At 59.7% G+C, this 24,374-nt stretch carries 26 protein-coding genes; 14 read left to right on the top strand and 12 right to left on the bottom strand.

All coding sequences use genetic code 11. The annotated features are described in order from the left end of the window. Positions 1 to 29 precede the first annotated feature (29 nt). The 3 genes from ESZ53_RS02685 to tkt are packed head-to-tail and all read right to left on the bottom strand — an operon-like array spanning position 30 to position 4,855. Positions 30 to 1,628, bottom strand: a complete 1,599-nt coding sequence (locus ESZ53_RS02685) for a glucose-6-phosphate isomerase (protein ID WP_129071423.1) — start codon at positions 1,626 to 1,628, stop codon at positions 30 to 32. Continuing rightward, the gene (gene tal, locus ESZ53_RS02680; protein ID WP_129071422.1) at positions 1,625 to 2,737 is read right to left on the bottom strand and encodes a transaldolase; all 1,113 of its coding nucleotides are present in this window, start codon (positions 2,735 to 2,737) and stop codon (positions 1,625 to 1,627) included. The genes ESZ53_RS02685 and tal overlap by 4 nt, the downstream gene beginning before the upstream one ends. 24 nt (positions 2,738 to 2,761) lie before the next feature. Further along, on the bottom strand, positions 2,762 to 4,855 hold the full coding sequence (gene tkt, locus ESZ53_RS02675; protein WP_129071421.1) for a transketolase: 2,094 nt from the start codon (positions 4,853 to 4,855) through the stop codon (positions 2,762 to 2,764). A 233-nt stretch (positions 4,856 to 5,088) separates the two neighbouring features. On the opposite strand from tkt, the gene ESZ53_RS02670 reads away from it, so the two are divergent. Then, positions 5,089 to 6,009 (top strand): heme o synthase, encoded by a 921-nt coding sequence (locus ESZ53_RS02670; RefSeq protein WP_129071420.1) that lies wholly within the window; start codon positions 5,089 to 5,091, stop codon positions 6,007 to 6,009. Positions 6,010 to 6,032: 23 nt separating this feature from the next. Here ESZ53_RS02670 and ESZ53_RS02665 read toward each other — a convergent pair whose 3' ends face one another. Further along, the gene (locus ESZ53_RS02665; protein ID WP_129071419.1) at positions 6,033 to 6,965 is read right to left on the bottom strand and encodes a heme A synthase; all 933 of its coding nucleotides are present in this window, start codon (positions 6,963 to 6,965) and stop codon (positions 6,033 to 6,035) included. A gap of 246 nt (positions 6,966 to 7,211) precedes the next feature. Here ESZ53_RS02665 and sufB point away from each other — a divergent pair, with 246 nt between their 5' ends. The 5 genes from sufB to ESZ53_RS02640 are packed head-to-tail and all read left to right on the top strand — an operon-like array spanning position 7,212 to position 11,284. After that, a complete protein-coding gene (sufB, locus tag ESZ53_RS02660; RefSeq protein ID WP_129071418.1) occupies positions 7,212 to 8,630 on the top strand; it encodes a Fe-S cluster assembly protein SufB in 1,419 nt (472 codons plus the stop codon). Then, positions 8,631 to 9,818 (top strand): Fe-S cluster assembly protein SufD, encoded by a 1,188-nt coding sequence (gene sufD / locus ESZ53_RS02655; RefSeq protein ID WP_129071417.1) that lies wholly within the window; start codon positions 8,631 to 8,633, stop codon positions 9,816 to 9,818. Further along, positions 9,815 to 10,150 (top strand): non-heme iron oxygenase ferredoxin subunit, encoded by a 336-nt coding sequence (locus ESZ53_RS02650; protein WP_129071416.1) that lies wholly within the window; start codon positions 9,815 to 9,817, stop codon positions 10,148 to 10,150. Before sufD ends, ESZ53_RS02650 begins: the two co-directional genes overlap by 4 nt. A 35-nt stretch (positions 10,151 to 10,185) precedes the next feature. Then, positions 10,186 to 10,950 (top strand): Fe-S cluster assembly ATPase SufC, encoded by a 765-nt coding sequence (gene sufC / locus ESZ53_RS02645; RefSeq protein ID WP_129071415.1) that lies wholly within the window; start codon positions 10,186 to 10,188, stop codon positions 10,948 to 10,950. A gap of 4 nt (positions 10,951 to 10,954) precedes the next feature. Beyond that, positions 10,955 to 11,284 (top strand): metal-sulfur cluster assembly factor, encoded by a 330-nt coding sequence (locus ESZ53_RS02640; RefSeq protein ID WP_100388990.1) that lies wholly within the window; start codon positions 10,955 to 10,957, stop codon positions 11,282 to 11,284. On the opposite strand, the gene ESZ53_RS02635 is transcribed toward ESZ53_RS02640, so the two are convergent. Next, positions 11,281 to 11,868, bottom strand: coding sequence for a biotin transporter BioY (locus ESZ53_RS02635; protein WP_246837361.1), 588 nt, complete (start codon positions 11,866 to 11,868; stop codon positions 11,281 to 11,283). The two genes, ESZ53_RS02640 and ESZ53_RS02635, sit on opposite strands and share 4 nt — an antisense overlap. Positions 11,869 to 12,019: 151 nt before the next feature. On the opposite strand from ESZ53_RS02635, the gene ESZ53_RS02630 reads away from it, so the two are divergent. Next, positions 12,020 to 13,618 (top strand): ABC-F family ATP-binding cassette domain-containing protein, encoded by a 1,599-nt coding sequence (locus tag ESZ53_RS02630; protein ID WP_129071414.1) that lies wholly within the window; start codon positions 12,020 to 12,022, stop codon positions 13,616 to 13,618. 12 nt (positions 13,619 to 13,630) lie between these two features. On the opposite strand, the gene ESZ53_RS02625 is transcribed toward ESZ53_RS02630, so the two are convergent. From ESZ53_RS02625 to ESZ53_RS02615, 3 genes are read right to left on the bottom strand one after another with little or no spacing between them, the layout of a single operon-like run. Beyond that, the gene (locus ESZ53_RS02625) at positions 13,631 to 14,467 is read right to left on the bottom strand and encodes an SURF1 family protein (protein ID WP_129071413.1); all 837 of its coding nucleotides are present in this window, start codon (positions 14,465 to 14,467) and stop codon (positions 13,631 to 13,633) included. Next, positions 14,464 to 14,652, bottom strand: coding sequence for a hypothetical protein (locus tag ESZ53_RS02620; protein ID WP_307842044.1), 189 nt, complete (start codon positions 14,650 to 14,652; stop codon positions 14,464 to 14,466). The genes ESZ53_RS02625 and ESZ53_RS02620 overlap by 4 nt, the downstream gene beginning before the upstream one ends. A 50-nt stretch (positions 14,653 to 14,702) precedes the next feature. Further along, on the bottom strand, positions 14,703 to 15,002 hold the full coding sequence (locus tag ESZ53_RS02615) for a DUF3099 domain-containing protein (RefSeq protein WP_129071412.1): 300 nt from the start codon (positions 15,000 to 15,002) through the stop codon (positions 14,703 to 14,705). Positions 15,003 to 15,071: 69 nt separating this feature from the next. On the opposite strand from ESZ53_RS02615, the gene ESZ53_RS02610 reads away from it, so the two are divergent. Continuing rightward, entirely contained in the window at positions 15,072 to 15,794 is a 723-nt protein-coding gene (locus ESZ53_RS02610) for a beta-ketoacyl-ACP reductase (protein WP_129071411.1), read from the top strand. On the opposite strand, the gene serB is transcribed toward ESZ53_RS02610, so the two are convergent. Next, entirely contained in the window at positions 15,795 to 16,433 is a 639-nt protein-coding gene (gene serB, locus ESZ53_RS02605) for a phosphoserine phosphatase SerB (protein WP_129071410.1), read from the bottom strand. Between the two features lie 129 nt (positions 16,434 to 16,562). Between serB and ESZ53_RS02600 the strand changes: the two genes are divergently transcribed. Further along, the gene (locus ESZ53_RS02600) at positions 16,563 to 17,345 is read left to right on the top strand and encodes an ABC transporter ATP-binding protein (RefSeq protein WP_129071409.1); all 783 of its coding nucleotides are present in this window, start codon (positions 16,563 to 16,565) and stop codon (positions 17,343 to 17,345) included. 73 nt (positions 17,346 to 17,418) lie between these two features. Beyond that, positions 17,419 to 17,670: a type B 50S ribosomal protein L31 gene (locus ESZ53_RS02595; protein ID WP_100388998.1), complete on the top strand. Its 252-nt coding sequence runs from the start codon at positions 17,419 to 17,421 to the stop codon at positions 17,668 to 17,670. Between the two features lie 148 nt (positions 17,671 to 17,818). Here the strand turns inward: ESZ53_RS02595 and ESZ53_RS02590 are convergent, their stop codons facing one another. Next, positions 17,819 to 18,517: a 3'-5' exonuclease gene (locus ESZ53_RS02590; protein ID WP_129071408.1), complete on the bottom strand. Its 699-nt coding sequence runs from the start codon at positions 18,515 to 18,517 to the stop codon at positions 17,819 to 17,821. Between the two features lie 143 nt (positions 18,518 to 18,660). Here ESZ53_RS02590 and ESZ53_RS02585 point away from each other — a divergent pair, with 143 nt between their 5' ends. Next, complete coding sequence (locus ESZ53_RS02585; RefSeq protein WP_129071407.1) at positions 18,661 to 19,572, top strand: alpha/beta fold hydrolase; 912 nt, start codon at positions 18,661 to 18,663, stop codon at positions 19,570 to 19,572. Then, positions 19,569 to 20,657 carry a glycosyltransferase family 1 protein gene (locus tag ESZ53_RS02580; RefSeq protein ID WP_129071406.1) on the top strand — a complete coding sequence of 363 codons (1,089 nt, stop codon included), beginning with the start codon at positions 19,569 to 19,571 and terminating at the stop codon, positions 20,655 to 20,657. Before ESZ53_RS02585 ends, ESZ53_RS02580 begins: the two co-directional genes overlap by 4 nt. 9 nt (positions 20,658 to 20,666) lie before the next feature. On the opposite strand, the gene ESZ53_RS02575 is transcribed toward ESZ53_RS02580, so the two are convergent. Next, entirely contained in the window at positions 20,667 to 21,299 is a 633-nt protein-coding gene (locus ESZ53_RS02575; protein ID WP_129071405.1) for a histidine phosphatase family protein, read from the bottom strand. Between the two features lie 55 nt (positions 21,300 to 21,354). Beyond that, positions 21,355 to 22,185, bottom strand: coding sequence for a Sir2 family NAD-dependent protein deacetylase (locus ESZ53_RS02570; protein ID WP_129071404.1), 831 nt, complete (start codon positions 22,183 to 22,185; stop codon positions 21,355 to 21,357). A gap of 52 nt (positions 22,186 to 22,237) precedes the next feature. Here ESZ53_RS02570 and ESZ53_RS02565 point away from each other — a divergent pair, with 52 nt between their 5' ends. Then, the gene (locus tag ESZ53_RS02565) at positions 22,238 to 23,071 is read left to right on the top strand and encodes a TrmH family RNA methyltransferase (RefSeq protein WP_371683543.1); all 834 of its coding nucleotides are present in this window, start codon (positions 22,238 to 22,240) and stop codon (positions 23,069 to 23,071) included. Between the two features lie 34 nt (positions 23,072 to 23,105). After that, a complete protein-coding gene (locus ESZ53_RS02560; protein ID WP_129071403.1) occupies positions 23,106 to 24,332 on the top strand; it encodes a D-alanyl-D-alanine carboxypeptidase family protein in 1,227 nt (408 codons plus the stop codon). Positions 24,333 to 24,374: the final 42 nt, after the last annotated feature.

The raw sequence follows: 24,374 nt of genomic DNA, 5'->3' as shown, positions 1-24,374 counted from the left end.
CCTCTGTACGCTGCGCTAACGAGCGGCAGCTATCCGATCGCGTCGAGAACGAGCGGCAACGAAACCTTCGGATTCGACACCGTGAGGCTCAATACGGGACGGCCGTGCCCAGCGAGAACGCTCGCGTCTCCCGCAGCCTGAGCGCGGATGAGCTCACCGAAGGTGAACGGACGGTCTGGGATCTGCAGGTCGGTATCTTCTACAACGATGATCTGCAGGAACACGCCCACTGCAGGCCCACCCTTATGGAATTGTCCAGTCGAATGCAGGAACCGAGGTCCCCAGCCGAAGGTCACTGGTCGCTTGGCGCGGGCTGCCGCGCGTTCGCGAATCTCTGCGAGCTCAGGATAAGCAGTACGGTCGGCGTAGGCCTGAATTGCAACGTACCCATCATCATCCAAGTAGGACAGCAACGACGAGATAACACCGGCGAGGTCCGCGCTGTCGGCGACTACGTCATCGGTACCGCGGACTTCGATATCCCCAGCAACAAAGGCAGGTGCCTGCGGCGGCGTCGGGTTGTCGATGAGCTCGCGCGCTGCATTCTTTGCAGCTTCAACATCCGGTTGGTCAAAGGGATTGATGCCGAGAAGACGGCCCGCGACAACCGTCGCGTACTCCCACAGCAATAGCTGTCCACCGAGAGATCCAGCAATCTCGATCTCGCCTTCGACAACCTCTTTCGTGTCATCCCAATCGCCGACGAGGCGGACGATCTGTAGATCGTCAAGTCCCTCATTGATTTCGGGGGAGTCCGGCTGAAGAACGACGGGCAGAATGCCGGTTCCCAGCTTTCCTGTCGACTCAGCGATGAGCTGCTCCGCCCAGTCTCCGAAGCCAAGGATATGAGTGCCATCGGTGACGATGCCCAACTTATCCTTGCGAGGGTCAGCACCAGCGATTGCGGCACCGAGTACGAGACCAGGGTTGCTCTCGTTGTCCACCGCAAGCTCGACCATAACCGCCTCGGCTTCGTCAAGAAGCTCAGCAAGATCGACTCCGGCGAGCCCGGACGGAACAAGACCGAATGCGGTGAGGGCGGAGTAACGTCCGCCAACGTTCGGATCCGCATTGAAAACACGATAGCCCGCAGCGCGAGCCGCAACGTCGAGCGGCGAACCAGGATCGGTGACAATGATGATTCGTTCCCGTGGGTCGATGCCAGCGTCGGTGAAGAACTTCTCGTAGATACGCTTCTGCGAGTCCGTCTCGAGCGTTGAACCCGACTTCGAGGAGATCACTACCGCAGTCGATTGCAGACGATCCGCCAAGGCAGCCTGCACCTGAGCCGGGTCGGTGGAATCGAGAACCGTGAGCTCGACGCCATAGGTACGAGTGATGACCTCAGGAGCGAGCGAGGAACCGCCCATGCCACCGAGTACGAAGTGGTCAACTCCAGCTGCACGCAACTTGTCGCGCAATGCGTAGATGTCGTCGATCATCGGGCGACCGACAGAGACAGCTTCGACCCAACCAAGACGCTTAGCCGATTCCGCTTCAGCATCGGGGCCCCACAGGGTGGCGTCGCCGCCGGTGATTCGACTCGCGACGAGATCGTTCACAAGCTGCGGAACAATTCGGCTGACGGCTTCGGCAGCCGCTCCCGATACCGCGAGCTTTACGCTCATTTTGCGGCCTCTAGCGCTGCGGATACCGTGTCAAGGAGCTCGTTCCAGGAGACGATGAACTTCTCAACGCCCTCCTTCTCGAGAAGCGCGGTGACCTCGTCGTAGGAGACTCCCAGCGCTGCAAGAGCGTCCAAAGTGGTTCTCGCCGCCTCGTAGTTCATTGTCACTTGCTCACCGGCAATAATGCCGTGATCGAATGTCGCTTCCAGAGTCTTCTCGGGCATCGTGTTTACGGTGTCGCCGACCGCGAGTTCCGTCACGTAGAGAGTGTCGGGAAGGCTGGGGTCCTTGACGCCGGTGGATGCCCACAGCGGGCGCTGCTTGTTAGCGCCCGCTGTGATGAGCGCCTGTGCGCGCTCGCTAGCAAAAGCGTTCTCGAAGAGCTGGTAGGCAAGGCGAGCGTTCGCAACGCCAGCCTTGCTCTTGAGGGCCACAGCTTCATCAGTGCCAAGCGCATCAAGACGCTTGTCAATTTCAGTGTCCACGCGCGAGACGAAGAAAGACGCGACCGAGTGAATCTTCGAGAGATCGTGCCCGGCGGCTTGCGCCTGCTCGAGACCTGTGAGGTAGGCCTCGATGACATCACGATGACGCGCCAGGCTGAAGATCAACGTGACGTTGACACTAATACCTGCAGCAATCGTCGCGGTGATCGCTTCAAGGCCCTCAACCGTTGCCGGGATCTTGATCATGGCGTTCTCGCGGGCTACCTTCGCCCAAAGCTGCTGTGCCTGCGCAGTCGTGCCGGCGGCATCGTGCGCCAGCCCAGGCTCAACTTCGATCGACACGCGACCGTCGCGACCTGCGGTCGCATCGTAGACCGGGCGGAAGATATCGCTGGCAGCAGCAACATCGTCTGTGGTGATCTCGAAGACGGCATCCGTCACATTCGTTCCAGTGGACGCGAGCGCCGCTACCTGCTCGTCATAGGCCTCGCCCTTAGCCAACGCCGTAGCGAAGATCGTAGGGTTTGTGGTGATGCCGACGACACTGTGTGATGCCATGAGCTCCTGCAGTCCGCCAGAGTTGATGCGTTCGCGGGAAAGGTCGTCGAGCCAGATGCTCACTCCGAGGTCGGAGAGCGCTGCGGTGGGGGTTTCGTTGGTCATTGTTATCTCCTTGACTGGGGGTGCCTAAACGGCATCCAGTGAATCGCGTGCGGCGGCCACAACGGCCTCGGTAGTGATGCCAAACTCACGGAAAAGCGTCTTGTAATCAGCGGATGCGCCGAAGTGGTCGATCGAGATGCTGCGACCGGCGTCGCCTACATACTCGCGCCATCCGGTGGAAACTCCCGCTTCGACTGACACGCGTGCGCGAACAGTAGAAGGCAAAACAGACTCGCGGTATTCCTCAGACTGCTCTGCGAACCACTCAAGGCTCGGCGCCGACACAACGCGAGCATTGATTCCGTCAGCCTTGAGTGTCTCGCGCGCTTCAACGGCGAGCTGAACCTCAGAACCGGTCGCGATCAGGATCACGTCGGGCGTTCCGTTCGGAGCTTCAGCGAGCACATACGCTCCCTTGGCCACGTTAGAGGCCGAAGCGAACGTCTCGCCGCTAGCTGCGTCATCTCCGCGTTCAAACGTCGGTACGTTTTGGCGAGTAAGCGCGATACCAGCGGGGCCGTTACGGCGCTCAAGGATCGTCTTCCACGCCCACGCCGTTTCGTTTGCGTCGGCCGGGCGTACGACATCCATACCCGGGATCATGCGCAGGCTTGCCAGCTGTTCAATCGGCTGGTGAGTCGGCCCATCTTCACCCAGAGCGATGGAGTCGTGGGTCCAGACAAAGATCGACGGCACTGCCATCAGAGCAGCAAGACGCACTGCGGGACGCATGTAGTCGCTAAAGATGAGGAAGGTACCGCCGAATGCACGGGTGTTTCCGTGCAGCACGATGCCGTTAATGATTGCGCCCATGGCGTGCTCGCGAATACCGAAGTGGAGTACGCGACCGTACTCGTTTCCACTCCATTCGCCGGTGGAGTGCTCAGCCGGGATGAAGGACTGTCCGCCAGCAATCGTGGTGAGGTTCGATTCTGCGAGGTCAGAGGAGCCACCCCAGAGTTCGGGCATAACGGATCCGATAGCGCCCAGTACCTTGCCGCTCGCAGCGCGAGTAGATACGTCCTTGCCAGCTTCGAACTGGGGTAGTGCATCATCGATGCCCTCGGGAAGAGCCCCGGAGAGCACGCGATCGAGCAGTGTCTTGCGCTCAGGATTCGCCTCAGCCCACTTGTCGAAGCTTTCGGTCCACTCAGCACGCTGCTGCTTGCCGCGCTCAACCGCCGAACGCGTGTGAGCGATGACGTCGTCATCCACGACGAAGCTCTGTGCTGGATCGAGACCCATCGCAACCTTCGTTGCGGCCAGTTCATCAGCGCCCAAAGCGGAGCCGTGAATCTTTCCCGTGTTCTGTTTGGTGGGGGCTGGCCATCCGATGATGGTGCGAAGGATGATCAGCGAAGGCTGATCAGTGACTGCTTGGGCAGTTTCAATCGCCGCATTGAGCGCTTCTACGTCTTCGACGTATTCGCCAGTCTTCTTCCAGTCGACGACCTGAACGTGCCAGTTGTAGGCCTCGTAGCGCATCTGAACGTTTTCAGTGAACGCGATGTTGGTGTCGTCTTCGATCGAGATCTGGTTGCTGTCGTAGATCGCGATGAGGTTGCCGAGCTGCTGGTGACCGGCGAGCGACGACGCTTCGGCGGAAACGCCCTCTTGCAGGTCGCCATCGCCCGCAATGACGTAGACGAAGTGATCGAAGGGGCTTGTGCCCGCCGCGGCCTCGGGGTCGAACAGTCCGCGCTCGTAACGCGCCGCGTAGGCGAAGCCCACGGAGGAGGCAATGCCCTGGCCAAGAGGACCAGTAGTGATCTCAACACCCTTGGTGTGCCCGAATTCCGGGTGACCTGGCGTGAGCGAGCCCCAGGTGCGAAGCGCCTTGAGGTCGTCAAGTTCGAGACCATATCCGGCCAAGTACAACTGAACGTACTGAGTGAGTGAGCTGTGGCCCACGGAGAGGATGAATCGGTCGCGGCCGATCCACTGGTCGTCGCTTGGATCGCGACGCATGACTTTCTGAAAGAGCAAGTACGCTGCAGGCGCCAGGCTCATCGCGGTACCGGGATGCCCGTTACCTACCTTCTCAACAGCATCAGCCGCCAGAATTCGAGCGGTATCTACCGCTTTGTTGTCGATGTGATCCCATTGAAAAGCTGCCATGAGAATAAATGACCCTTCTGCAAGCGAAGTGCCCGACCGAGAACGATCAGGGCACATGAACGACCCGCCACGCGACAACATTGGCTCATTCAGCAGTTTCTTGCTTCACAAGAGCTGCGAACAAGCGTTCTACCGACAGGCGGGCAACCCAAGTATAGGGAACAGCGCAACCGATCGCTGCCTGGTTACGAGCGCGGTCAGAGCAATTCGTTATGCAGATTACAATCGTAGGTATGGATGTCACGTTAGAAGCCCCCACGCAGCAGGAACGCATCGGCTTCCTTCGTAAGATTCGCGCCTATGTCGCATTGACTAAACCGCGCGTAATCGAACTTCTTCTCGTTACCACCGTGCCCGTCATGGTTCTCGCGGCAAACGGGATCCCGAATCTCTGGCTCGTTCTCGCTACGCTCGTCGGCGGTATCCTGAGCGCCTCATCGGCGAACGCGTTCAATTGCTACATCGACCGCGATATCGACCGCATCATGGCCCGCACGAAGAATCGTCCGCTGGTCACCGGGGAACTCAGCGATCGCGAAGCGCTGATGTTTGCTTGGATCAGTGGTGTCGGCTCCGTAGTTTGGCTCGGCGTCCTTACCAATTGGCTGGCTGCTGCGCTCTCGCTCTTCGCCATTCTCTTCTACGTCTTCGTTTACACTCTGCTCTTGAAGCGCCGCACGCCGCAAAACATCATCTGGGGCGGAATCGCGGGATGCATGCCCGTGCTCATCGGTTGGGCCGCTGTGACCGGAGATCTCTCGTGGTCCGCATTCATTCTTTTCGCCGTCGTCTTCTTGTGGACGCCCCCGCACTACTGGCCGTTGTCGATGAAGTATCGCGCGGACTACCAGTCGGTTGGCGTTCCGATGCTGGCCGTCGTTCGCGGCCGCGCGGCCGTAGGGCTCCAAGTCATTCTTTACGCTTGGGCGACTGTCGTGTGCTCACTGCTGCTGGTACCAGTCGCGGGAATGGGAATCCTCTACACGCTCGTCGCTGCCCTGAGCGGTGCTTGGTTCATTATCGAATCGCACCGCCTCTACAGCACAGCGATTCGTCACGGCGAGGTCAAGGCCATGCGCGTGTTCCATAGCTCGATCAGCTATTTGACGCTGGTTTTCTTGGCCGTGGGCATCGACCCGCTGCTCCCGTTCTAGCTCGAGAACAACGGGCTGCTGCTCTAGCGAGCAGCCGGCGTGGCGTTATCCCGCTCCTGCTGAGCGATGCTCGGCCGTAGTGAGAGCACGACTGCCGTCATCGCTGCAGCGATCGTGCATGCGATCACCATGTGCGTGCCGACGAGAAGAATCGGCAGCCCGCTGCGCGACTGAATGATTCCGATGAGCGCTTGGACGATCTCAAGGATCAGCAGAATGATTGCGAAATCCATGATGCGGCGGTGGTGGCCGCGAGCCAACACAATCACGAGGGCGAGAGTCGCGGCGATCAGCGCGTAACCCGGCCAGCTGTGCACGTGCTGCAGGATGCCCGCGTCGAGCCCATTTCGCGCCGTGCCGTCGTCGCCAGCGTGGGGACCAGCGCCTGTTGTCAGGATGCCGGCCACGATGGTTAGCGCGACGAAGAGACTCGTCACGTGGGTGAGAACCGCGATCGGCTTGGGCACGGAGAGTGCTGGCCCGCGGAGCCCTGTCCAGACGCGGTAAACAAGCGCTGCGCTTACCGCAACTAGTATCGCTGAGATGGCGTAGTGCACGCCCACGATGCTCGGGTCAAGCTGCACACGAACGGAGAGTCCGCCGATCAGCCCTTGGAGAACGGTTCCGCCCAAAATTACGAGGGACAGCGTCATGAGGTCGCGGCGTTCGCGACGCATGCGAAGAACCATCAGCACCATCAAGATCGCGACGAAACCCACGATAATCGAGAGCAAACGGTTTCCGAACTCAATAGCGCCATGAACACCCATTTCCGGCGTCGCGATCAATGACGCGTCGGTGCAGAGCGGCCAGGTTGGACATCCGAGCCCGGAACCAGTCAAGCGAACCGCGCCGCCCGTCGCCACAATCAGGATTTGGATGACGAGCGAAGTGACTGCAAAAAATCTCACTCGAGCGTCGACAGAGTGGGGCAATCGTGCGATGACGGCTTTCACGGCCGTACCTCCTGTTATTTCGGTCTTCTGCCTGTAGAATGGATCGCGTTCAGGAACACAGCCCATGCCGGGAAGTCAATGTCGACGGCGGGATAATCTCTCGCTTGTCCTGTTTCAGTCTAAGTTCGCCCGCGCAGCGTTGTGACACAGCGCACGCGCACCTCCCGAAATATTCCCGGCAATGTGCTGTGCGAAGGAATGCCAACGCAGCCACCTTGGTTGATAGGGGTAGGAAAAGAGGTACCAATGTCTGACGTGCTGATTGATCGTCCGGAACTCAACGGCTTAGGCCAGTACGAGTTTGGCTGGGCTGACTCCGACGTTGCAGGAGCCTCTGCACGACGGGGCATCAACGAAGAAGTCGTTCGCGACATCTCTACGCTCAAGAACGAGCCCGAATCCATGCTCAAAATGCGCCTTAAGGGCCTTGAGCTATTCGGCCGTAAACCCATGCCGAAGTGGGGTGCCGACCTGTCGGGCATCGACTTCGACAACATCAAATACTTCGTGCGCTCGACCGAGAAGCAAGCCCAGACCTGGGAAGACCTTCCGGCTGATATCCGCGATACTTACGAAAAGCTAGGAATTCCGGAAGCCGAGCGCAATCGCCTCGTTTCCGGTGTTGCCGCTCAGTACGAGTCAGAAGTCGTGTTCCACTCCATCAACGCTGAGCTTGAAGCTAAAGGCGTTATCTTCATGGATACCGACACGGCGCTCCGTGAGCACCCCGAGTTCTTCGACGAGTACTTCGGCTCCGTCATCCCCGCCGGCGACAACAAGTTCGCGGCCCTCAACACGGCCGTATGGTCGGGCGGTTCCTTCGTCTACGTCCCGAAGGGCGTTCACGTAGAAATCCCACTGCAGGCTTACTTCCGCATCAACACGGAAAACATGGGCCAGTTCGAGCGCACTCTGATCATCGCTGACGAGGGCTCTTACGTTCACTACATCGAGGGTTGCACCGCACCGATCTACAAGTCGGACTCCCTGCACTCCGCAGTCGTAGAGATCATCGTGAAGAAGAACGCTCGCGTTCGCTACACGACGATCCAGAACTGGTCGAACAACGTCTACAATCTCGTAACCAAGCGCGCAATCGCTCACGAGGGCGCCACCATGGAATGGATTGATGGCAACATCGGGTCCAAGGTCACCATGAAATACCCGTCGATCTACCTGGTGGGGGAGCACGCTAAGGGCGAGACTCTGTCCGTCGCGTTCGCTGGCCCCGGTCAGCACCAAGATGCCGGCGCCAAGATGATCCACATGGCTCCCTACACGACGTCGTCGATCGTTTCGAAGTCTGTCGCCCGTGGTGGAGGCCGAGCCGGTTACCGTGGAGAAGTCCGCGTTGACGAGAAGGCCCACCACTCGGCCAATACAGTGCGTTGTGACGCCCTGCTGGTCGACACTATCTCGCGCTCCGATACTTACCCTGCCATCGACATCCGAGTGGATGACGTACAGCTTGGGCACGAAGCTACGGTTTCGAAAGTCAGCGCTGAGCAGCTCTTTTATCTGCAGTCTCGCGGCATGGAAGAAGACGAAGCTATGGCGATGATCGTCCGCGGCTTCATCGAGCCCATCGCGCGCGAGCTGCCCATGGAGTATGCCTTCGAACTCAATAAGCTCATTGAACTGAGCATGGAAGGATCCGTCGGCTAAATGACCGTCGTCACACCAGAACAACACGGACTCACAGCTCACAGCGATGGTGGATGGGACGCAAGCGACAAAGGCTTCGTTCCCCTCCAGACTCGCTCAGAGCGCCCCAAGTCATTCGCACACGGCGATTTTGCAGCGGTCAACGGGCTAGAAGCAGAGTGGAAGCTGACTCCGGTCAAGCTTGTCAAGCCGCTGATCGATGATGCCCTCGACGGTTCACCGTACGAGATCGCCATCGACGCGCCCCAGGGAGCCACGGTGGAGTGGGTTCCACGGGACGACTCCCGGGTCGCTTCCGCCGGGGCCCCCGAAGAACGTGCTTCCGCTAACGCGTGGAGCACCTTCGAACAAGCGCTGGCGATCACCCTCACCGGCGAAGAGCACAGCACCGTGCGTATTTCGCGCTCAGCTCTCGGTGCGACCGCCCGCGGCGCTCACACCGTGATCACTGCCCGTGCGCACAGCAACACCACCGTGATCATCGAGTCCGCCGGCGAGGCACTCTTGAGCGAGAACGTCGAGGTTGTCGTCGAAGAAGGCGCAACTCTTAACTTCGTGAGTGTTCAGGACTGGGCGGCAGATGCTATCCACCTGTCAAGTCACTTCGTGCAAGTAGGACGCTCGGCCACGCTAAAGCACACGATCGTGTCGCTCGGTGGCAAAGTCGTTCGCGTCAACCCGTCAGTTCACTTGTCGGGGGAGGGCGCCGACGGCGAACTCTACGGGCTGTACTTCGCTGACGCGGGACAGCACCTCGAGCAGCGCGTCTACCTACACCACCAAGCGGCGCAAACTCGCGGCCGCGTAAACTACAAGGGCGCGCTTCAGGGCGAGGGCGCACGAACTGTGTGGGTCGGTGACGTATTGATCGGCAGCGGCGGTGCCGGCACCGACAGCTACGAGCAGAACCGAAACTTGGTGCTAACCGAGGGCACGCGCGCTGACTCAATCCCGAACCTTGAGATCGAAACTGGCGACATCCAGGGTGCTGGTCATGCCAGCGCTACCGGCCGTTTCGACGACGAGCAACTGTTCTACCTTCAGGCTCGCGGAATTTCTGAGGCAGAAGCACGGCGCCTCGTCGTCATCGGCTTCCTCGCAGAGATCGTGCAGAAGGTGGGCGACGAACAACTCGAGGCTCGACTGACTACAGCCATTGAATCTGAACTGCAAGGAATTCACTCGTGACCGCGCATCGCGTCTGCGGCGTCGAGGAGCTGGAACTCAACAAGGCGTACCGGGTTGAGCTCGATGGCACTGCGATTTGTATCGTCAAGGACTCTGCCGGGGCGGTGCATGCGATCGGCGATACCTGCACCCACGGTGATATCTCGCTCGCTGAAGGCTTCGTTGAAGATGGCGCGATCGAGTGCTGGGCTCACGGCTCACTCTTCTCGCTCGATACCGGGAAGCCCTTGAGCTTGCCAGCCTATGAACCTGTACCGGTCTTTGTAGTGAAGATCGACGACGACGGAGGGGTTCATATCGATCCCGCGGACACCGTCGCCATCGAGAGCTAACAGCTCTCTATACGAGACCACGAAGGAAAGAAATAATGTCAGTACTGTCAGTAAAAGACTTGCACGTCAGTGTCGAAACCGAACAGGGCACGAAGCAGATCCTCAAGGGTGTTGACCTTGAGATCAAGCAGGGCGAAACTCACGCGATTATGGGCCCCAACGGCTCAGGTAAATCCACTCTCGCCTATACGGTTGCCGGCCACCCCAAGTACCACGTTGAGAGCGGTTCGATCACGCTTGATGGTGCCGAGGTTCTCGACATGAGCATCGATGAGCGCGCCCGCGCTGGCCTCTTTCTGGCCATGCAATATCCGGTAGAGATCCCCGGAGTCAAGGTCGCTGACTTCTTGCGTACCGCTAAGACTGCACTTGCCGGCGAAGCACCAGCGCTTCGTCCCTGGATCAAAGAAGTCAACGGCGCAATGAAAGCTCTCCGGATGGACAAGGCTTTCTCAGACCGCAACGTCAACGAGGGATTCTCTGGAGGAGAAAAAAAGCGCAACGAGATCCTTCAGCTTGAACTGCTCAAGCCTGGTTTCGCAATTCTCGACGAGACCGATTCAGGTCTCGACGTCGACGCACTCAAGATCGTTTCAGAGGGTGTCAATCGAGCTCAGGAGTCGACCGGACTCGGGCTTCTGCTGATCACTCACTACACGCGCATCCTTCGCTACATCAAGCCGGACTTCGTGCACGTGTTTGTTGATGGTCGTGTTGCAGAAGAGGGTGGCCCTGAACTCGCAGATCGTCTCGAGAACGAGGGTTACGATCGATTTTTGACCGACACGAGCGTGGCCTAAGCGTATGTCTACCGTTCTGGCGCCCGCGCTCTTCGATGAAGTCGAAGAGGCCCTCAAAGATGTGGTTGACCCCGAGCTGGGTGTCAACATCGTCGATTTGGGACTCATCTACGATCTCAGCTGGGATCCCGAGAACAACGCCCTGATCATCAGCATGACGCTTACCTCAGCTGGCTGCCCGCTGACCGACGTGATCGAGGAGCAAATCGCTCAATCTCTCGACAACGTCGTGGAGGCTTTCCGCATCAACTGGGTGTGGATGCCGCCGTGGGGTCCCGAAAAAATCACTGACGACGGCCGCGACATGATGCGCGCCCTCGGCTTCTCAATCTAGACAAATTCTGCCGCTCGTGGCCGTCGCCGCAGCACTGCCTTCCACGTAAGTGAGAGCAGCGCTGCGGCGATCGTCAGTTTAATGATTGCTCCAGCGATGAATGGTGCGACGCCGATGTCGAAGAGGGTGCCGACGGTGAAGTCCCGGCCAGTGGCCGAGAAGACTCGGGCAATACCGATCATGCCCAACGCATAGATGAGAATGCTCCCGAGTGCCGCAGCGGCAGCTGCTTGGGGGAATGTTTTGTACCATCCGCGCTCTGCCAGCATGCCCATCACCCAGGCCGCGCAGATATAGCCCACAATGTAGCCGCCTCCGGTGCCCAACAGCACTTCGCTGCCTCCCTGCGCGTTACTGAACACGGGCATACCGCTGATGCCCAGTAGTGCGTAAAGAAGCATTGCCAGTGCGGCACGAGTCGCTCCCAAGCTCAGTCCGACAATCATCACCGCGAGCGTCTGGGCGGTGATCGGCACCGGATCGAGCGGGACCACAAATTGCGCCGCAATTGCTGTGGCAGCGGCTGCCGCGGTGATAAAAACCACACTCGTCGCGAGGCCCGGACCGAAAATCAGGTCGATCATTGTGGGTTTGAACAACCTCGCACTCACGCTCATAGTCACATCGGCCCCCTAGACTCGTCGTTCCTGCACCGATCTACCAGCACTAGGAAGTAGACTAGTTGGTTGGTGCTGTCGCCCACTTTCCCCAACCCCAAGATTTGGATGTTTTGCCGTGCTTGCTGTGCATGACCTCGAGTTGCGCGTAGGCGCACGCATGCTCATGCAGGGCGTTAACTTTCGTGTCGACCGCGGGGACAAAATTGGGCTCGTGGGGCGGAACGGTGCCGGCAAAACGACGCTGACTAAAACTCTCGCTGGGGAGCTCGAAGCCACCGACGGAAAAATCGAGCGCACTGGCGAGATCGGCTACTTGCCGCAGGACCCGCGCTCGGGCAATCCCGAAGATCTGGCCAGAACCCGCATCTTGGATGCTCGTGGTCTCGGAAGCATCGTTCTCAAAATGCGCCAGGCGCAGGACGAGATGGGCAGCAGCGACCCGGCCGTGAGCGCAGCGGCGATGGATCGCTATAGCAAGCTCGATGACCGCTTCTTAGCGCTCGGGGGCTACGCGGCTGAAGCCGAAGCTGCTTCTATTGCCAGCAACCTCAGCCTGCCTGACCGCATCCTCGAGCAACCACTCTCCACGCTTTCCGGTGGACAACGACGCCGTATCGAACTGGCGCGCATCCTGTTCTCGGGAGCCGACACGATGCTGCTCGACGAACCGACTAACCATCTCGATGCCGACTCCGTCGTCTGGCTTCGCGAGTTCCTCAAAAACTTCAGCGGCGGTCTGATCGTGATTAGTCACGATGTTGAGCTCGTGGAAGACACCGTCAACAAGGTGTTTTATCTCGACGCTAACCGTCAATTGATCGACCAGTACAACATGGGCTGGAAGCACTACCTTCGCCAGCGACAGTCCGACGAAGAGCGTCGAAAGAAAGAGCGTGCGAACGCCGAAAAGAAGGCGTCCACGCTTCAGGCTCAGGCCGCTCGCTTCGGTGCAAAAGCATCCAAGGCAGCCTCAGCTCACCAGATGGTGGCTCGTGCTGAGAAACTTCTGGCCGGGCTTGAAGATGTTCGCGCCTCCGATCGCGTGGCCGCGCTCCGCTTCCCGGATCCCGCACCATGCGGCCGCACGCCGCTTATGGGCTACAACCTGAGCAAGAGCTACGGCTCTCTTGAAATTTTCGCTTCGGTAGATCTTGCGATCGATCGTGGCTCAAAGGTCGTCATTCTCGGTTTCAACGGTGCAGGAAAGACGACTCTGCTTCGGATGCTCGCCGGTGTGGACGAGCCGGACACCGGTCACATCGAACCCGGTCACGGCCTGCGCATCGGATACTACGCCCAGGAGCACGAGACGATCGACGTCAAGCGCTCCGTGCTCGAGAACATGGTTTCATCGTCGCCCAACATCACTGAGATGGAAGCGCGCCGAGTTCTCGGTTCGTTCCTGTTCACCGGGGATGACGCGACCAAGCCAGCCGGAGTGCTATCGGGTGGAGAGAAAACGCGTTTGGCTCTCGCGATGATCGTCGTCAGCGGCGCAAACGTGCTGCTGCTCGATGAGCCGACTAACAACCTCGACCCCGCGAGCCGTGAAGAGATTCTTGGTGCTCTCTCCAACTACACGGGCGCCGTCGTGCTGGTGAGCCACGATGAGGGTGCCGTTGAGGCTCTCAATCCTGAACGAGTGTTGATTCTGCCCGATGGTATTGAAGACCATTGGAACAAGGACTACGCAGACCTCATCAGCCTGGCTTAAGCGTTAGTCAGCTCAGGAGTCGAGCAAAGCGTCTTCGATGTCGGCGTCAGTGGGGCCACGTTTCTCCACTTTAAGGCGACGCTTCTGTGCACGCTCCTGCTCAGCGGGATCGTCTTCGTTGATCAGGCGATACTCCTGGCGCACGGCCCAGCCCAGCCCGATAAACGCGAGCACTCCGAACGCCACCCACTGGAATGCATACGAGAGGTGCGCTCCCTCATCTAGCAGCGGCTTGGGGTAGGCGAGCGGTCGCACCCCAGCGTCGGGATCTTCCGTTGCGAGCAGCCCGTAAGCACCCGTGAAGGTCGGATCATCGAGCAACTCTGCGATCGCAGGCAAGTGGATGGTAGCAATTTGACCCTCCGGAGCGGAACGCCCGAACACGGTCGGTTCGCTCGGTTTGAGCCTGAGCACAACGTCTACACGGCCTGTCGGAGCCGCGGGCACGGAATCCGGTGCATCTTGGCTATTACCCGACGGCACCCAGCCGCGGTCGACCACGATGACCTGACCGTTGTCGAGCTGCAGAGGAACGAGGACTTCGAACCCGGGCTGGCCGCCATAAGGACGACCTCGAACGAGGAGTTGCTCACCTATGAGGTACTCGCCGCTCACTGCCACCGGCATCCACTTGTTGTCATCATCGAACTCGTTGAGTTCGGGCATAACCGCGTCGAGTGTGCGGGGAGCGGATTCCCAGTTCTCGCTCACGCGCGCAACTTCTGTGGCTGCCTCCTCCCGGCGATCGAACTGCCAGTGCGAGAGAAAGACGCAACCGATAGCGAACACGATGACCAGTGTGAGGTAGCCGAACCAGCGACTAGACAGTACGAAGCGCCATTTCTTCACGCGGCACCACCATCGGGAAGGACGCTCATGGGGGAGTCGAGATCACTGACGAAGACAGGGAACCCACGGGTGGCCAGATAGTCGCGAAGGAATTCTTTATGCTCGCCGCAGGCAAGCCAGATTTTCACGCGCTCGGGACCGTGAATACGCGGATTGCGCCAGTTGACGTTGAACTGTGCTGGCACGACACACCCAGCGCGCGAACACTGCTGCATGCTCGGGCCACTCTCTCCGATCACCGAGCAGCCTCATCCGATCCGTTGCCAAGAAAAGAATCACGCGAATCGAGCGCGAACTGCCCGGGGATGCTCACCGCACCTGAGCGCCGCGTCTCGACATTCGCCAACACCACAGCGACATAGGGCAACACCACCGCACCGAGAACGGGAAGCACTAGCCACCAACCACGAACAAAGACGCACAGCAATACGCACACAACGCGAATCGCCATGGCGATGGAGTAGTTGATGACGCGGCGACGACGCTCATCATCCGGCCGCTCAGGGAGCGACGTGATCGACTCAGGAGTGTTCATTGGCTTTCTTAGGTTGCCGAGATTGTTCCCTAAGCCTACGCCGCCGTTGGCGACTATATGCTGGGAACCATGACCAGCACAGCAACTGAATCACGAATCGTCCTTGTCACTGGCGGCAACCGCGGCATCGGTCGGGCCATCGCCGAAGAATTTGTGGCTCAGGGGTACCGCGTAGCCGTGACGGCACGCTCGGGCACCGGCCCCGAGGGGACCCTCACCGTGACGGCGGATGTCACAGATGCCGCGAGCATTGATAGCGCTTTCAGCGAAGTCGAAGCGAAGCTTGGCCCCGTGGAGATCGTCGTCGCCAACGCAGGAATCACTCGCGACATGCTGCTGATGCGCATGAGTGACGACGATTTTACCGACGTACTAGACACCAACCTCTCCGGAGCCTTTCGCGTCGTGAAGCGTGCCTCGAAAGGCATGATGAAGGCTCGCTTCGGTCGCGTCATCCTCGTGTCGAGCGTTGTGGGACTTCTCGGCTCGGCCGGCCAGGTCAACTACTCCGCGTCGAAGAGCGGTCTCATCGGACTCGCTCGATCGCTCACCCGTGAGCTGGGCAGCCGCGGAATCACAGCGAACGTGGTTGCTCCCGGTTTCATCGAGACCGATATGACCGCGGCTCTCGCCACCGAGCAGCAGGATGCCTACCTGAAGCAGATCCCCGCCAACCGTTTTGCGAAGCCCTCTGAAGTAGCAAAGGCAATCACGTGGTTGGCGAGCGACGACGCTGGATATATCTCCGGGGCGGTCATCCCCGTCGACGGTGGACTAGGAATGGGCCACTAACTAGCCGCGCAGCCCCAACAGCGGCAAAACGGCGCTCAAATCTCGAGTGTCGATGTGGACATCGGCATTAGCGCGAACGATGGGCTTTGCGGTAATGCCAATGGACAATGCTGCGGCCTCCATCATCCGGAGATCGTTCGCACCGTCGCCAACGGCGATGGTGCGCGAGAGGGGAATGCCGGATTCAGCTGCCCACTCCCGCAAGGCCTCGGCTTTTGCCTGGGCATCGATGACAGGCCCGAGTACCGCACCGGTCAAGACATCATCGGCGACCTCCAGCCGATTGGCTCGCGCATAGTCGAGCCCGAGTGTCTCGGCGAGCGGATCGAGAAGCTCGTGAAAGCCACCGGAGACAGCGGCAACACGCCCGCCGGCATCCTTCACTCCGCGGATGAGGTCGTCAGCACCACGAGTTACGCGAATTTCCCGAGCGCTTTCAGCGATAGCGCTCACCGACAGCCCCGCCAGAGTCGCAACTCTCGCTCGAAGACTCTGCTCGAAATCGAGCTCACCGTTCATCGCTCGCGTAGTGATTTCTGTCACTAGCGGCTCGGAACCTGCACGGGCCGCAAGAAGTTCGATGACTTCGTTCTCAATCAGCGTCGAGTCAACATCGAAAACTACGAGAAACTGTGCCAACGCGGGGTCCCTTCTCCGTCGTATTTCGGCCGCGGACGCGCTGTCCGGACGACTTCATCCGTCAGACTATCGGGATCGCCCTCCGCGCCTCGCCCACAGCAGGCTGCGAAGCCATAGAATGAACGCATCATGGCTAGCGTTCTTTCATTCACCGACGTCACCGTCACTCGAAGTGGCAACACGATTCTCGACTCCGTTTCTTGGAGCGCGGATGCTTCCGACCGGTGGGTGATTCTCGGCCCCAATGGAGCAGGCAAGACCACGTTGCTTCAACTCGCGGCCGCTCAGGTTCATCCGAGCTCTGGCGAGGTCACCGTGCTCGACAGCACGCTTGGCAGTTCAGATGTTTTCGACGTGCGTCCGCGGATCGGTTTTTCTTCGACGGCTCTCGCTCGACGAGTGCCAGGCAACGAGCGAGTTATCGACGTCGTGTTGACCGCTGCCTATTCCGTCACTGGCCGTTGGAACGAAGAGTACGAGAACGTTGACATTCGTCGCGCTCGTCGCGTGCTCGCGGAGTGGAGCCTGTCTCACCTCGAGGAGCGTCGTTTTGGCGACCTGAGTGACGGTGAACAGAAACGCGTGCAGATCGCACGGTCGGTCATGACCGACCCAGAAATTCTTCTTCTCGATGAGCCGGCAGCGAGTCTCGACCTCGGCGCCCGAGAAGAGCTCGTTCAGTTGCTCAGCGGATACGCGCAAGCCGACACCGCCCCGGCAATCGTTATGGTCACCCATCACGTGGAGGAGATTCCTCGCGGATTTACCCACGCGCTGATTTTGACCGAAGGATCTGTGCACAGCGCCGGTAAGATTGACGACGTTGTTACCTCAGAGAACTTGAGTGCCGCTTTCGGCCTCGAACTCATCATCACGAAAGACGCCGGCCGCTACACCGCACGAGCCGCCTAATCCTCTGATAGGCTTGTGTGTCGGTCCGCGTGACCGCCTACGTCTTTTTTCATCCAGAATCCAGGGAAATCCAATGAAGTCCGAGATCCACCCCACGTACGCGCCCATCGTTTTCCGCGACCTCGCGTCTGGTTCCACGTTCCTTACCCGTTCGACCGTCTCGAGCGACAAGACGATCGAGTGGGAAGATGGCAACACCTACCCCGTGATCGACGTTGAAATCTCGTCGGAATCTCACCCGTTCTACACGGGCAAGCAGCGCATCATGGACTCCGCCGGACGCGTGGAGAAGTTCAAGAACCGCTACAAGGGCTTCGGCAACTAGTAGTAGTCAGTTTTGTCTGAAGGCGATCGGTTATCCGGTCGCCTTCAGTCGTTAAGGCGCTACTCCAGGCCGAGTCGCGGGTCGCGCCCAACGACGAATGCGCAGCGCCCCAGGCTGCTGCGCACTTCGATCGTCGAAGCAGCTAAGGCTACTGGGGGAGTGAGCGAACCGGCCAGTCTGGATTAGCGACGAAGCTGTGGTCGCCCTTAGACGAGCGCATGTAATCCTGAAAACTCGCGGCTTGATCGGCGTACCAACGCTGCTGTTGCGAATGCAGCTCACCAAACGGGATGCTCAGTTGCTCGCCGTACTTGGCTAGTAACGCCAGAGCTACCCTGGCTGCGGCGATCGCATCTGATCCGGCGTCGTGTGCGTCGTCGAGCGAGACGCCGTAGAGCGCAGAAGTAACTTCGAGAGTTCGCTTACCTCGCCGATAACGGTCGACCGCCTTGTCGATGACCAGTGGATCGATCACGATGTACGGCTCGGCAAGGCTGTCGAGTGAGTGACGGCGGCACTCGCGATCGAGCAATGAAAGATCGTACGGCGCGTTGTAGACCACCAGGGGGATACCCAGAGCGCAGGTCACTTTGAGGGTCTGAACAATCTCAGCAACGACTAGGGCAGCATCCCGACCTTCAGCTTGAGCCCGCTCGGTCGAAATTCCGTGGATAGCCGCTGCTCCCTCAGGAATTTCGATGCCAGGATCGGCGAGCCAGTCCCAACGGGAAATGACCGAGCCAGAGGCGTCGACAATTGCTATACAGGCAGAGACGATACGGCTGCTCTCGACATCGACGCCGGTGGTCTCAAGGTCAAAGGTGGCTAGGGTGCCGGAGTTGCTCATGCACTCAGCGTAGGGCGAGACACTGACACCGGGAACTCGGCTCGCGGTACTCCCGACGTAAGCGCTAGCCCGTACGGTGATCAGTGGCGGTCCGGTCGCACTCAATGCGACCAACTGCCTCGCGACTGCATAAGATTGTCTGAATGAAGCCCGCATCGCCCTACGGAGCACTGCTCGACGCCAATCCGGCGAGACGCTCCGAGGTGGCAGTGCTCGGAGCGTCCACCCACTACTGGGAATACGGGCCCGCCGATGCCGACACGGTACTGGTTCTCGTCCACGGATTCCGCGGCGATCATCACGGGCTCGAAGCCGTCTGCGCCCACATCCGAGGCATCCGCATCATCAGCCCGGACCTGCCGGCTTTCGGCAGCTCCGAGCCGTTGGAGGGGTACGTTCACGATATCGACGGCTACGCCCGCTGGCTCGAGGCTTTCGTGGAACAACTCGGGCTCAGCGGCCGCGCCTACATTCTGGGGCACTCCTTCGGATCGATCGTTGTATCCGCGGCGCTTGCCCGTGGACTGAACACTCCCAAGCTCATACTCGTGAATCCCATTGCGGCCCCCGCGCTGGCTGGCCCCAATGGCATGCTGAGCAGGATCACCCTCTGGTTCTATCAAGCTGCACGGGCTCTGCCCTTGGCAATCGGCTCGTCCATGCTCAGCAACTGGCTCGTAGTGCGCGTCATGAGTCTCGCCATGGTGAAGACCAAAGATCCTGAATTGCGTCGCTGGGTACACCAACAGCATCACGCCCACTTCAGCAGTTATGCCGACCGGGACAGCCTGCTCGAAGCGTTCGAAGCGTCAATCGGGTCGGATGTCAGCATGTACGCAGAGCAAATCACCGTCCCTACCCTCCTCATCGGCGCCCGCAACGATCCCATCAGCCCGGTTCCTGCTCAGGAGCGAGTGCACACACTCTTCGCCGACTCCCAACTCGCCATTTTCGACGACGTCGGTCACCTCATCCACTATGAACGGCCGCGTGAAGCTGCCGAACTAATCGTCAGGTTCCTCGGTGCAGGAACAGTTGCGGAGCCTCGCTCATGAAGATCGTTTTCGACTGCCGTTACACGCGCATCGGCCGCCACGACGGGATCAGCCGGTATGGCTCACGTCTCGTTGAAGAGATCAGTAAATTGCATGCCGTCACCATGCTCATCTCTGACGCACGCCAGTTGGAGCTTTTGCCCGACCTTCCTTGGGAAATGGCATCGTCGCCGACCGGCATTCTCGAACCGTTCGTCGCGCTGCAGGTCAACAAGCTGACGCCGGATGTCGTGTTTACTCCCATGCAAACGATGGGGCCCTTTGGCCGCAAATACGCGCTCGTCACCACAGTGCACGACCTCATCTACTACAAGCACCCCACTCCGCCCCACAACTTGCCCGCTGCGGTGCGCGTAATGTGGCGTCTTTATCACCTCACTTGGGCTTTCCAGCGCGCGTTGCTGAATACAGCGGATGGGCACGTTACGGATTCCCACACCACCCGCGAACAAATGCTCGAGCACAACCTCACGCGCAACCCGATCGCTGTCGTCACTTTGGGCACAGATAGCCCGGCCCAGTACGTGCCCCGGGCCGCGCCCACGACCCGCGAGCTTGTGTACATGGGTTCCTACATGCCGTACAAGAATGTCGGGCTCATTGCTCGCGCGCTTCACGACCTGCCCGGCTACACACTGCACCTCATGAGTCGCGTAGACGAGACCACCAAAGCGCAACTGGTGTCGCTCGCTCCGCCCGCAAGCCTGATCTTCCACAACGGCGCCAGCGATGAGGTTTACGCCGAGACCCTGTCTCGCGCGACCGCTCTCGTCTCTGCTTCTCGCGACGAAGGTTTCGGCCTCCCGCAAGTTGAGGCAATGGTTCTCGGAACTCCTGTTCTGCTGAGCGACACAGAAATTTTCCGCGAGATCTCTGGTGCGGCTGGCGGTTTCTTCAGCCCTGACGACGCTTCAGAATTAGTGCGCGAAGTGAAGAAGCTCGAGGACCCGGCGACGTGGCAGGCGCGCTCTACAGCCGCGCGAGCGCGGTCAGCGGAATTCACGTGGAAGAAGGGTGCCGCTACGTTGCACAAAGCACTCGAAGATGCGGTCGCTGCTCGCAAAGCAAAGAAGAAGAAGAGCTAACGAAAACTGCTAGGGAGCAGCGCTCTCGCGGCGCGCAAGAGCGTTCTGAGCAGTGAAGTCATCGCCTCCCTGGCGCTCCGATTCTTCTTCGATGGGATCGTCGAAGTCGATAAGCGTCAGCGAGCCATCGTCGTGACGGAAGCTGTGCACCGACCCGTTTGCGATACGACCGTGCGGATGGTCGGATGCGACGGCGGCGAGAACGGCGGCGATGACGCCTCCGTGGGCAACCACGATGATCGACTCGCCGTGATGCTCTTCAGCGAGCTTCACGAGCGCGGGGAGGACCCGCTCAACAACAGACTCTCGCGTTTCGCGACCCGGAACCTCAACATCCGCGGAGTAGACAGCGTCGATCTCCTCGGCGGTGTGACCTTCTGCGACTCCATAATTGCGTTCGACGACGGCAGCAAGGGGTGTGGGAGCAGGAAGCCCCACCGCTGTTGCGATGATTTCCGCGGTTTCCATCGCCCGTGAAAGTGGGCTGGCAAAGATTCCGTTCCACTGGCGCCGCGCCAGCAGCGCACCGGTCGTGCGCGCCTGAGCACGACCCGTCTCATTGAGCGGGATGTCGGTGCTGCCTTGAATGCGTCGTTGCAGGTTCCAGTCAGTCTCTCCATGCCGCACGAGATAGATGAACACGAAACTCCATTCTCAACACCGGACTCAGCGCGGGTGAGCTGAGCCGCGGAGGTTATTAGGCGGCGAGACGTTCCACGAGCTCGCAGAGAATTGCAGAAGCGCCACCGTCGATCTTAACGTCGGCCCGGCGATCCGCCTTCGTGGAACCGCGATTAATGATCACCAGCGGAATCTTCTTACGCATCGCTCGTTCGACTAGACGGATGCCGGAGTTCACCACCAATGACGATCCTGCGACGATCATTGCTTCGGACTGATCCACGAGTGCTGCCCCGAGCTGAAACTTTCGGGTCGGCACGAACTCGCCGAAGAAGACGACATCCGGTTTCAACAGACCACCGCAGACAGTGCAGTCGGGAACGATGAAATCCTCGACGTTGTGTACGTCGGCGTCGCCATCCGGGTTCAGCGTATGAGAGTCGGATTCCTCGAGCCACGGATTGAGTTCAGAAATTCTGGCCGCGAGGGGAGTGCGGGCAAAATACTGACCGCACCGCAAGCAGCGTGCCCGGTCGATGCTGCCGTGTACATCGACGACACGCCTGGAGCCCGCTCTCAAATGCAAACCGTCGACATTCTGGGTGACGATGCCGTTGCTGAGGCCCAGTCGCTCGAACGCGGCAAGCGCCTCATGACCATCGTTAGGAATAGAGGCCGCAAATCGCTTCCAGCCGAGATGACTGCCCGCCCAATACCGTTGGCGGAATTCTGCCGAACTCTGAAACTGCTGAAACGTCATCGGATTGCGCACAGCGGCACCTTCACCGCGATAATCGGGTATGCCCGAATCGGTGCTGATACCAGCGCCGGTGAGTACGCTAATGAGCTTGCCCTGAAGAAGCTCGGCAGCACGATCAATATCGTTGCTGAGCGGAAGTGTGTTCACACTTCAAGCGTAAGCACTTCGAGCACGATCAGCGCCATGAGAGATTCACCTGATGGCGAAACCGCACAGTTGGGAACACACCGTGAACGTCATCCGAGTGACCGATCTCTCCGATCCTCGCCTCAGCGACTTTGCCAACCTCACGGATGTCGCCCTGCGTCGTCGCACCGAACCTGCCGGCGGTCTCTACATCGCAGAGTCGTCAAAGGTCATCGCTCGGGCGCTGCGGGCCGGGCATCAGCCGCGTGCGATTCTCGTTCTTGAGCAGTGGCTCGACGATGTGGCTGAGCTGCTCGGCGACTCCGATACACCGGTGTACGTGGGGGATTCTGACTTGCTTGAGCAACTGACAGGCTTCAATCTGCACCGCGGCGCTCTCGCATCGATGCACCGCCCCGTTCTTTCTACGGTTGCAGAACTGGTGAAGGATGCACGCCGCATCGTCATTCTCGAAGACATCGTCGATCACACCAACGTCGGTGCAATCTTCCGCTCCGCAGCCGCGCTGGGAGCAGATGCCGTGCTGATCACACCACGCTGCGCCGATCCCTTGTACCGCCGCAGCGTGCGCGTAAGCATGGGCACGGTGCTGCAGGTGCCGTGGACCCGAATCCCGAACTGGCCCGAAGATGCCGCTGAGCTCAAGGCTGCAGGCTTCCATCTTGCTGCGCTCGCCCTCAACGACGACTCCGTCGATCTCGACGCCTTTGCTGCAGATCCACCGGAAAAGGTTGCGCTGATTCTCGGCACCGAGGGCGATGGTCTCTCGCTCAGCACCATCAATACGGCGGACACCATCGTCAAGATCCCCATGATGCATGGCGTCGATTCCTTGAACGTCGCTGCGGCTAGCGCGGTAGGCATGTACATGCTTCGAGCCCGCTAGCTTTTCGCCCGACGTCACCTGCTAGCGTTATCCGGTGCCGCTGACCCAACGCCAAATTTATCGCCGCCGCCGTCTCGTTGTATTTTCCGCGGTAGCGGTAGTGCTGGCCATGACGTTCTATCTCCCGCTGACGTTGCTGGCTCCGCTCGGGGAGGTTTCGGCGACCATCCTGCCTGTGGAAGAACCCGTACTGGCTGAACCGGAGATCTCAACCCCCAGCTATGGTGCTTCGGCGATCGGCGCGCTCGACCGCCCCGGCGTACTCGCCCAGGGAGGGAGCGCCGACCCGGTTCCGATCGCATCGATAACGAAGATCATCACGACGTTGGTCGTTCTCGACTCGAAACCACTCCAACTCGATGAAGCAGGCCCGACGATAACGTTCGACGAGACCGACGTCGATTTCTACTACGACCAACTCGCGCAGGGCGGTTCGATCGCTCCGGCGTATGCCGGTCAGCAGCTCTCGCAGCGGGACGTAATGACGGTCGTATTGCTTCCCTCAGCGAACAACTATGCTCAATCGCTCGCGAACTGGGCGTTTGGATCAGAGGGCGCGTTCGTTACCGCCGCGAACGCTTGGCTCACAGAGCACGGCCTCACGAACACCACCGTCACTGAACCATCAGGAATTCAAGAGACCAACCGAAGTACGGCAGCAGACCTCACCGAACTTGCCCGCTTAGCGATAGACAACCCGGTAATTGCTCAGATCGTCTCCACGTCATCCGCCGAGATTCCGGGGATCGGTGCGGTGAGCAACAGCAACAAACTGCTCGGGATCGATGGTGTAGACGGAATTAAAACCGGAACCCTCGACGTGGGCTGGTCATGTCTGCTTTTCTCGGCCGATGTGACCGTGGGCGATAAGGTAGTCACCCTGGTGGGCGCTGTTGTTGGGGGGCCAGACCATCCAACCATCAACACTGCGATTCGAGAGCTCATCGCTGATGCCACCGCAGGCTACACGGTGGTCACCCTCGCGAGCGATGGTGAAGAATTCGCCGAATATGACACGCCGTGGGGCGATGAAGCTGCGGCGGTATCCGAATCGACATTAGACGCCGTGGTGTGGGGTGAAGACGAGATCACCGCCACCGTGGCTGCGACGTCGATGCGCGCCGCGGATGCGGGGGAGAGCGCGGGAACAGTCGAGTTTCAGGTCGGTAGTGAGACTTTTAGCGTGCCTCTGGTATTGAGTGACGACGTCGACGACCCGGGTGTTTGGTGGAGACTGACAAATCCGGCCGCAATGTTTTAGTTATCGAATAGACACGCCGCTCACAGGCGTCCGCGATAAGGT

The organism is Salinibacterium sp. UTAS2018 (assembly GCF_004118935.1).
GTDB lineage: Bacteria > Actinomycetota > Actinomycetes > Actinomycetales > Microbacteriaceae > Rhodoglobus.
Note: the sequence above shows the minus strand (reverse complement) of the source record. Positions and strands in the feature narration are given on the sequence as shown.

Bases quoted from the DNA above. Each gene is read 5' to 3' on its own strand.
- ESZ53_RS02685 (WP_129071423.1), bottom strand. From the start codon at position 1,628: ATGAGCGTAAAGCTCGCGGTATCGGGAGCGGCTGCCGAAGCCGTCAGC.
- tal (WP_129071422.1), bottom strand. From the start codon at position 2,737: ATGACCAACGAAACCCCCACCGCAGCGCTCTCCGACCTCGGAGTGAGC.
- tkt (WP_129071421.1), bottom strand. From the start codon at position 4,855: ATGGCAGCTTTTCAATGGGATCACATCGACAACAAAGCGGTAGATACC.
- ESZ53_RS02670 (WP_129071420.1), top strand. From the start codon at position 5,089: ATGGATGTCACGTTAGAAGCCCCCACGCAGCAGGAACGCATCGGCTTC.
- sufB (WP_129071418.1), top strand. From the start codon at position 7,212: ATGTCTGACGTGCTGATTGATCGTCCGGAACTCAACGGCTTAGGCCAG.
- sufD (WP_129071417.1), top strand. From the start codon at position 8,631: ATGACCGTCGTCACACCAGAACAACACGGACTCACAGCTCACAGCGAT.
- sufC (WP_129071415.1), top strand. From the start codon at position 10,186: ATGTCAGTACTGTCAGTAAAAGACTTGCACGTCAGTGTCGAAACCGAA.
- ESZ53_RS02640 (WP_100388990.1), top strand. From the start codon at position 10,955: ATGTCTACCGTTCTGGCGCCCGCGCTCTTCGATGAAGTCGAAGAGGCC.
- ESZ53_RS02635 (WP_246837361.1), bottom strand. From the start codon at position 11,868: ATGATCGACCTGATTTTCGGTCCGGGCCTCGCGACGAGTGTGGTTTTT.
- ESZ53_RS02615 (WP_129071412.1), bottom strand. From the start codon at position 15,002: ATGAACACTCCTGAGTCGATCACGTCGCTCCCTGAGCGGCCGGATGAT.
- ESZ53_RS02610 (WP_129071411.1), top strand. From the start codon at position 15,072: ATGACCAGCACAGCAACTGAATCACGAATCGTCCTTGTCACTGGCGGC.
- ESZ53_RS02600 (WP_129071409.1), top strand. From the start codon at position 16,563: ATGGCTAGCGTTCTTTCATTCACCGACGTCACCGTCACTCGAAGTGGC.
- ESZ53_RS02595 (WP_100388998.1), top strand. From the start codon at position 17,419: ATGAAGTCCGAGATCCACCCCACGTACGCGCCCATCGTTTTCCGCGAC.
- ESZ53_RS02590 (WP_129071408.1), bottom strand. From the start codon at position 18,517: ATGAGCAACTCCGGCACCCTAGCCACCTTTGACCTTGAGACCACCGGC.
- ESZ53_RS02585 (WP_129071407.1), top strand. From the start codon at position 18,661: ATGAAGCCCGCATCGCCCTACGGAGCACTGCTCGACGCCAATCCGGCG.
- ESZ53_RS02580 (WP_129071406.1), top strand. From the start codon at position 19,569: ATGAAGATCGTTTTCGACTGCCGTTACACGCGCATCGGCCGCCACGAC.
- ESZ53_RS02565 (WP_371683543.1), top strand. From the start codon at position 22,238: ATGGCGAAACCGCACAGTTGGGAACACACCGTGAACGTCATCCGAGTG.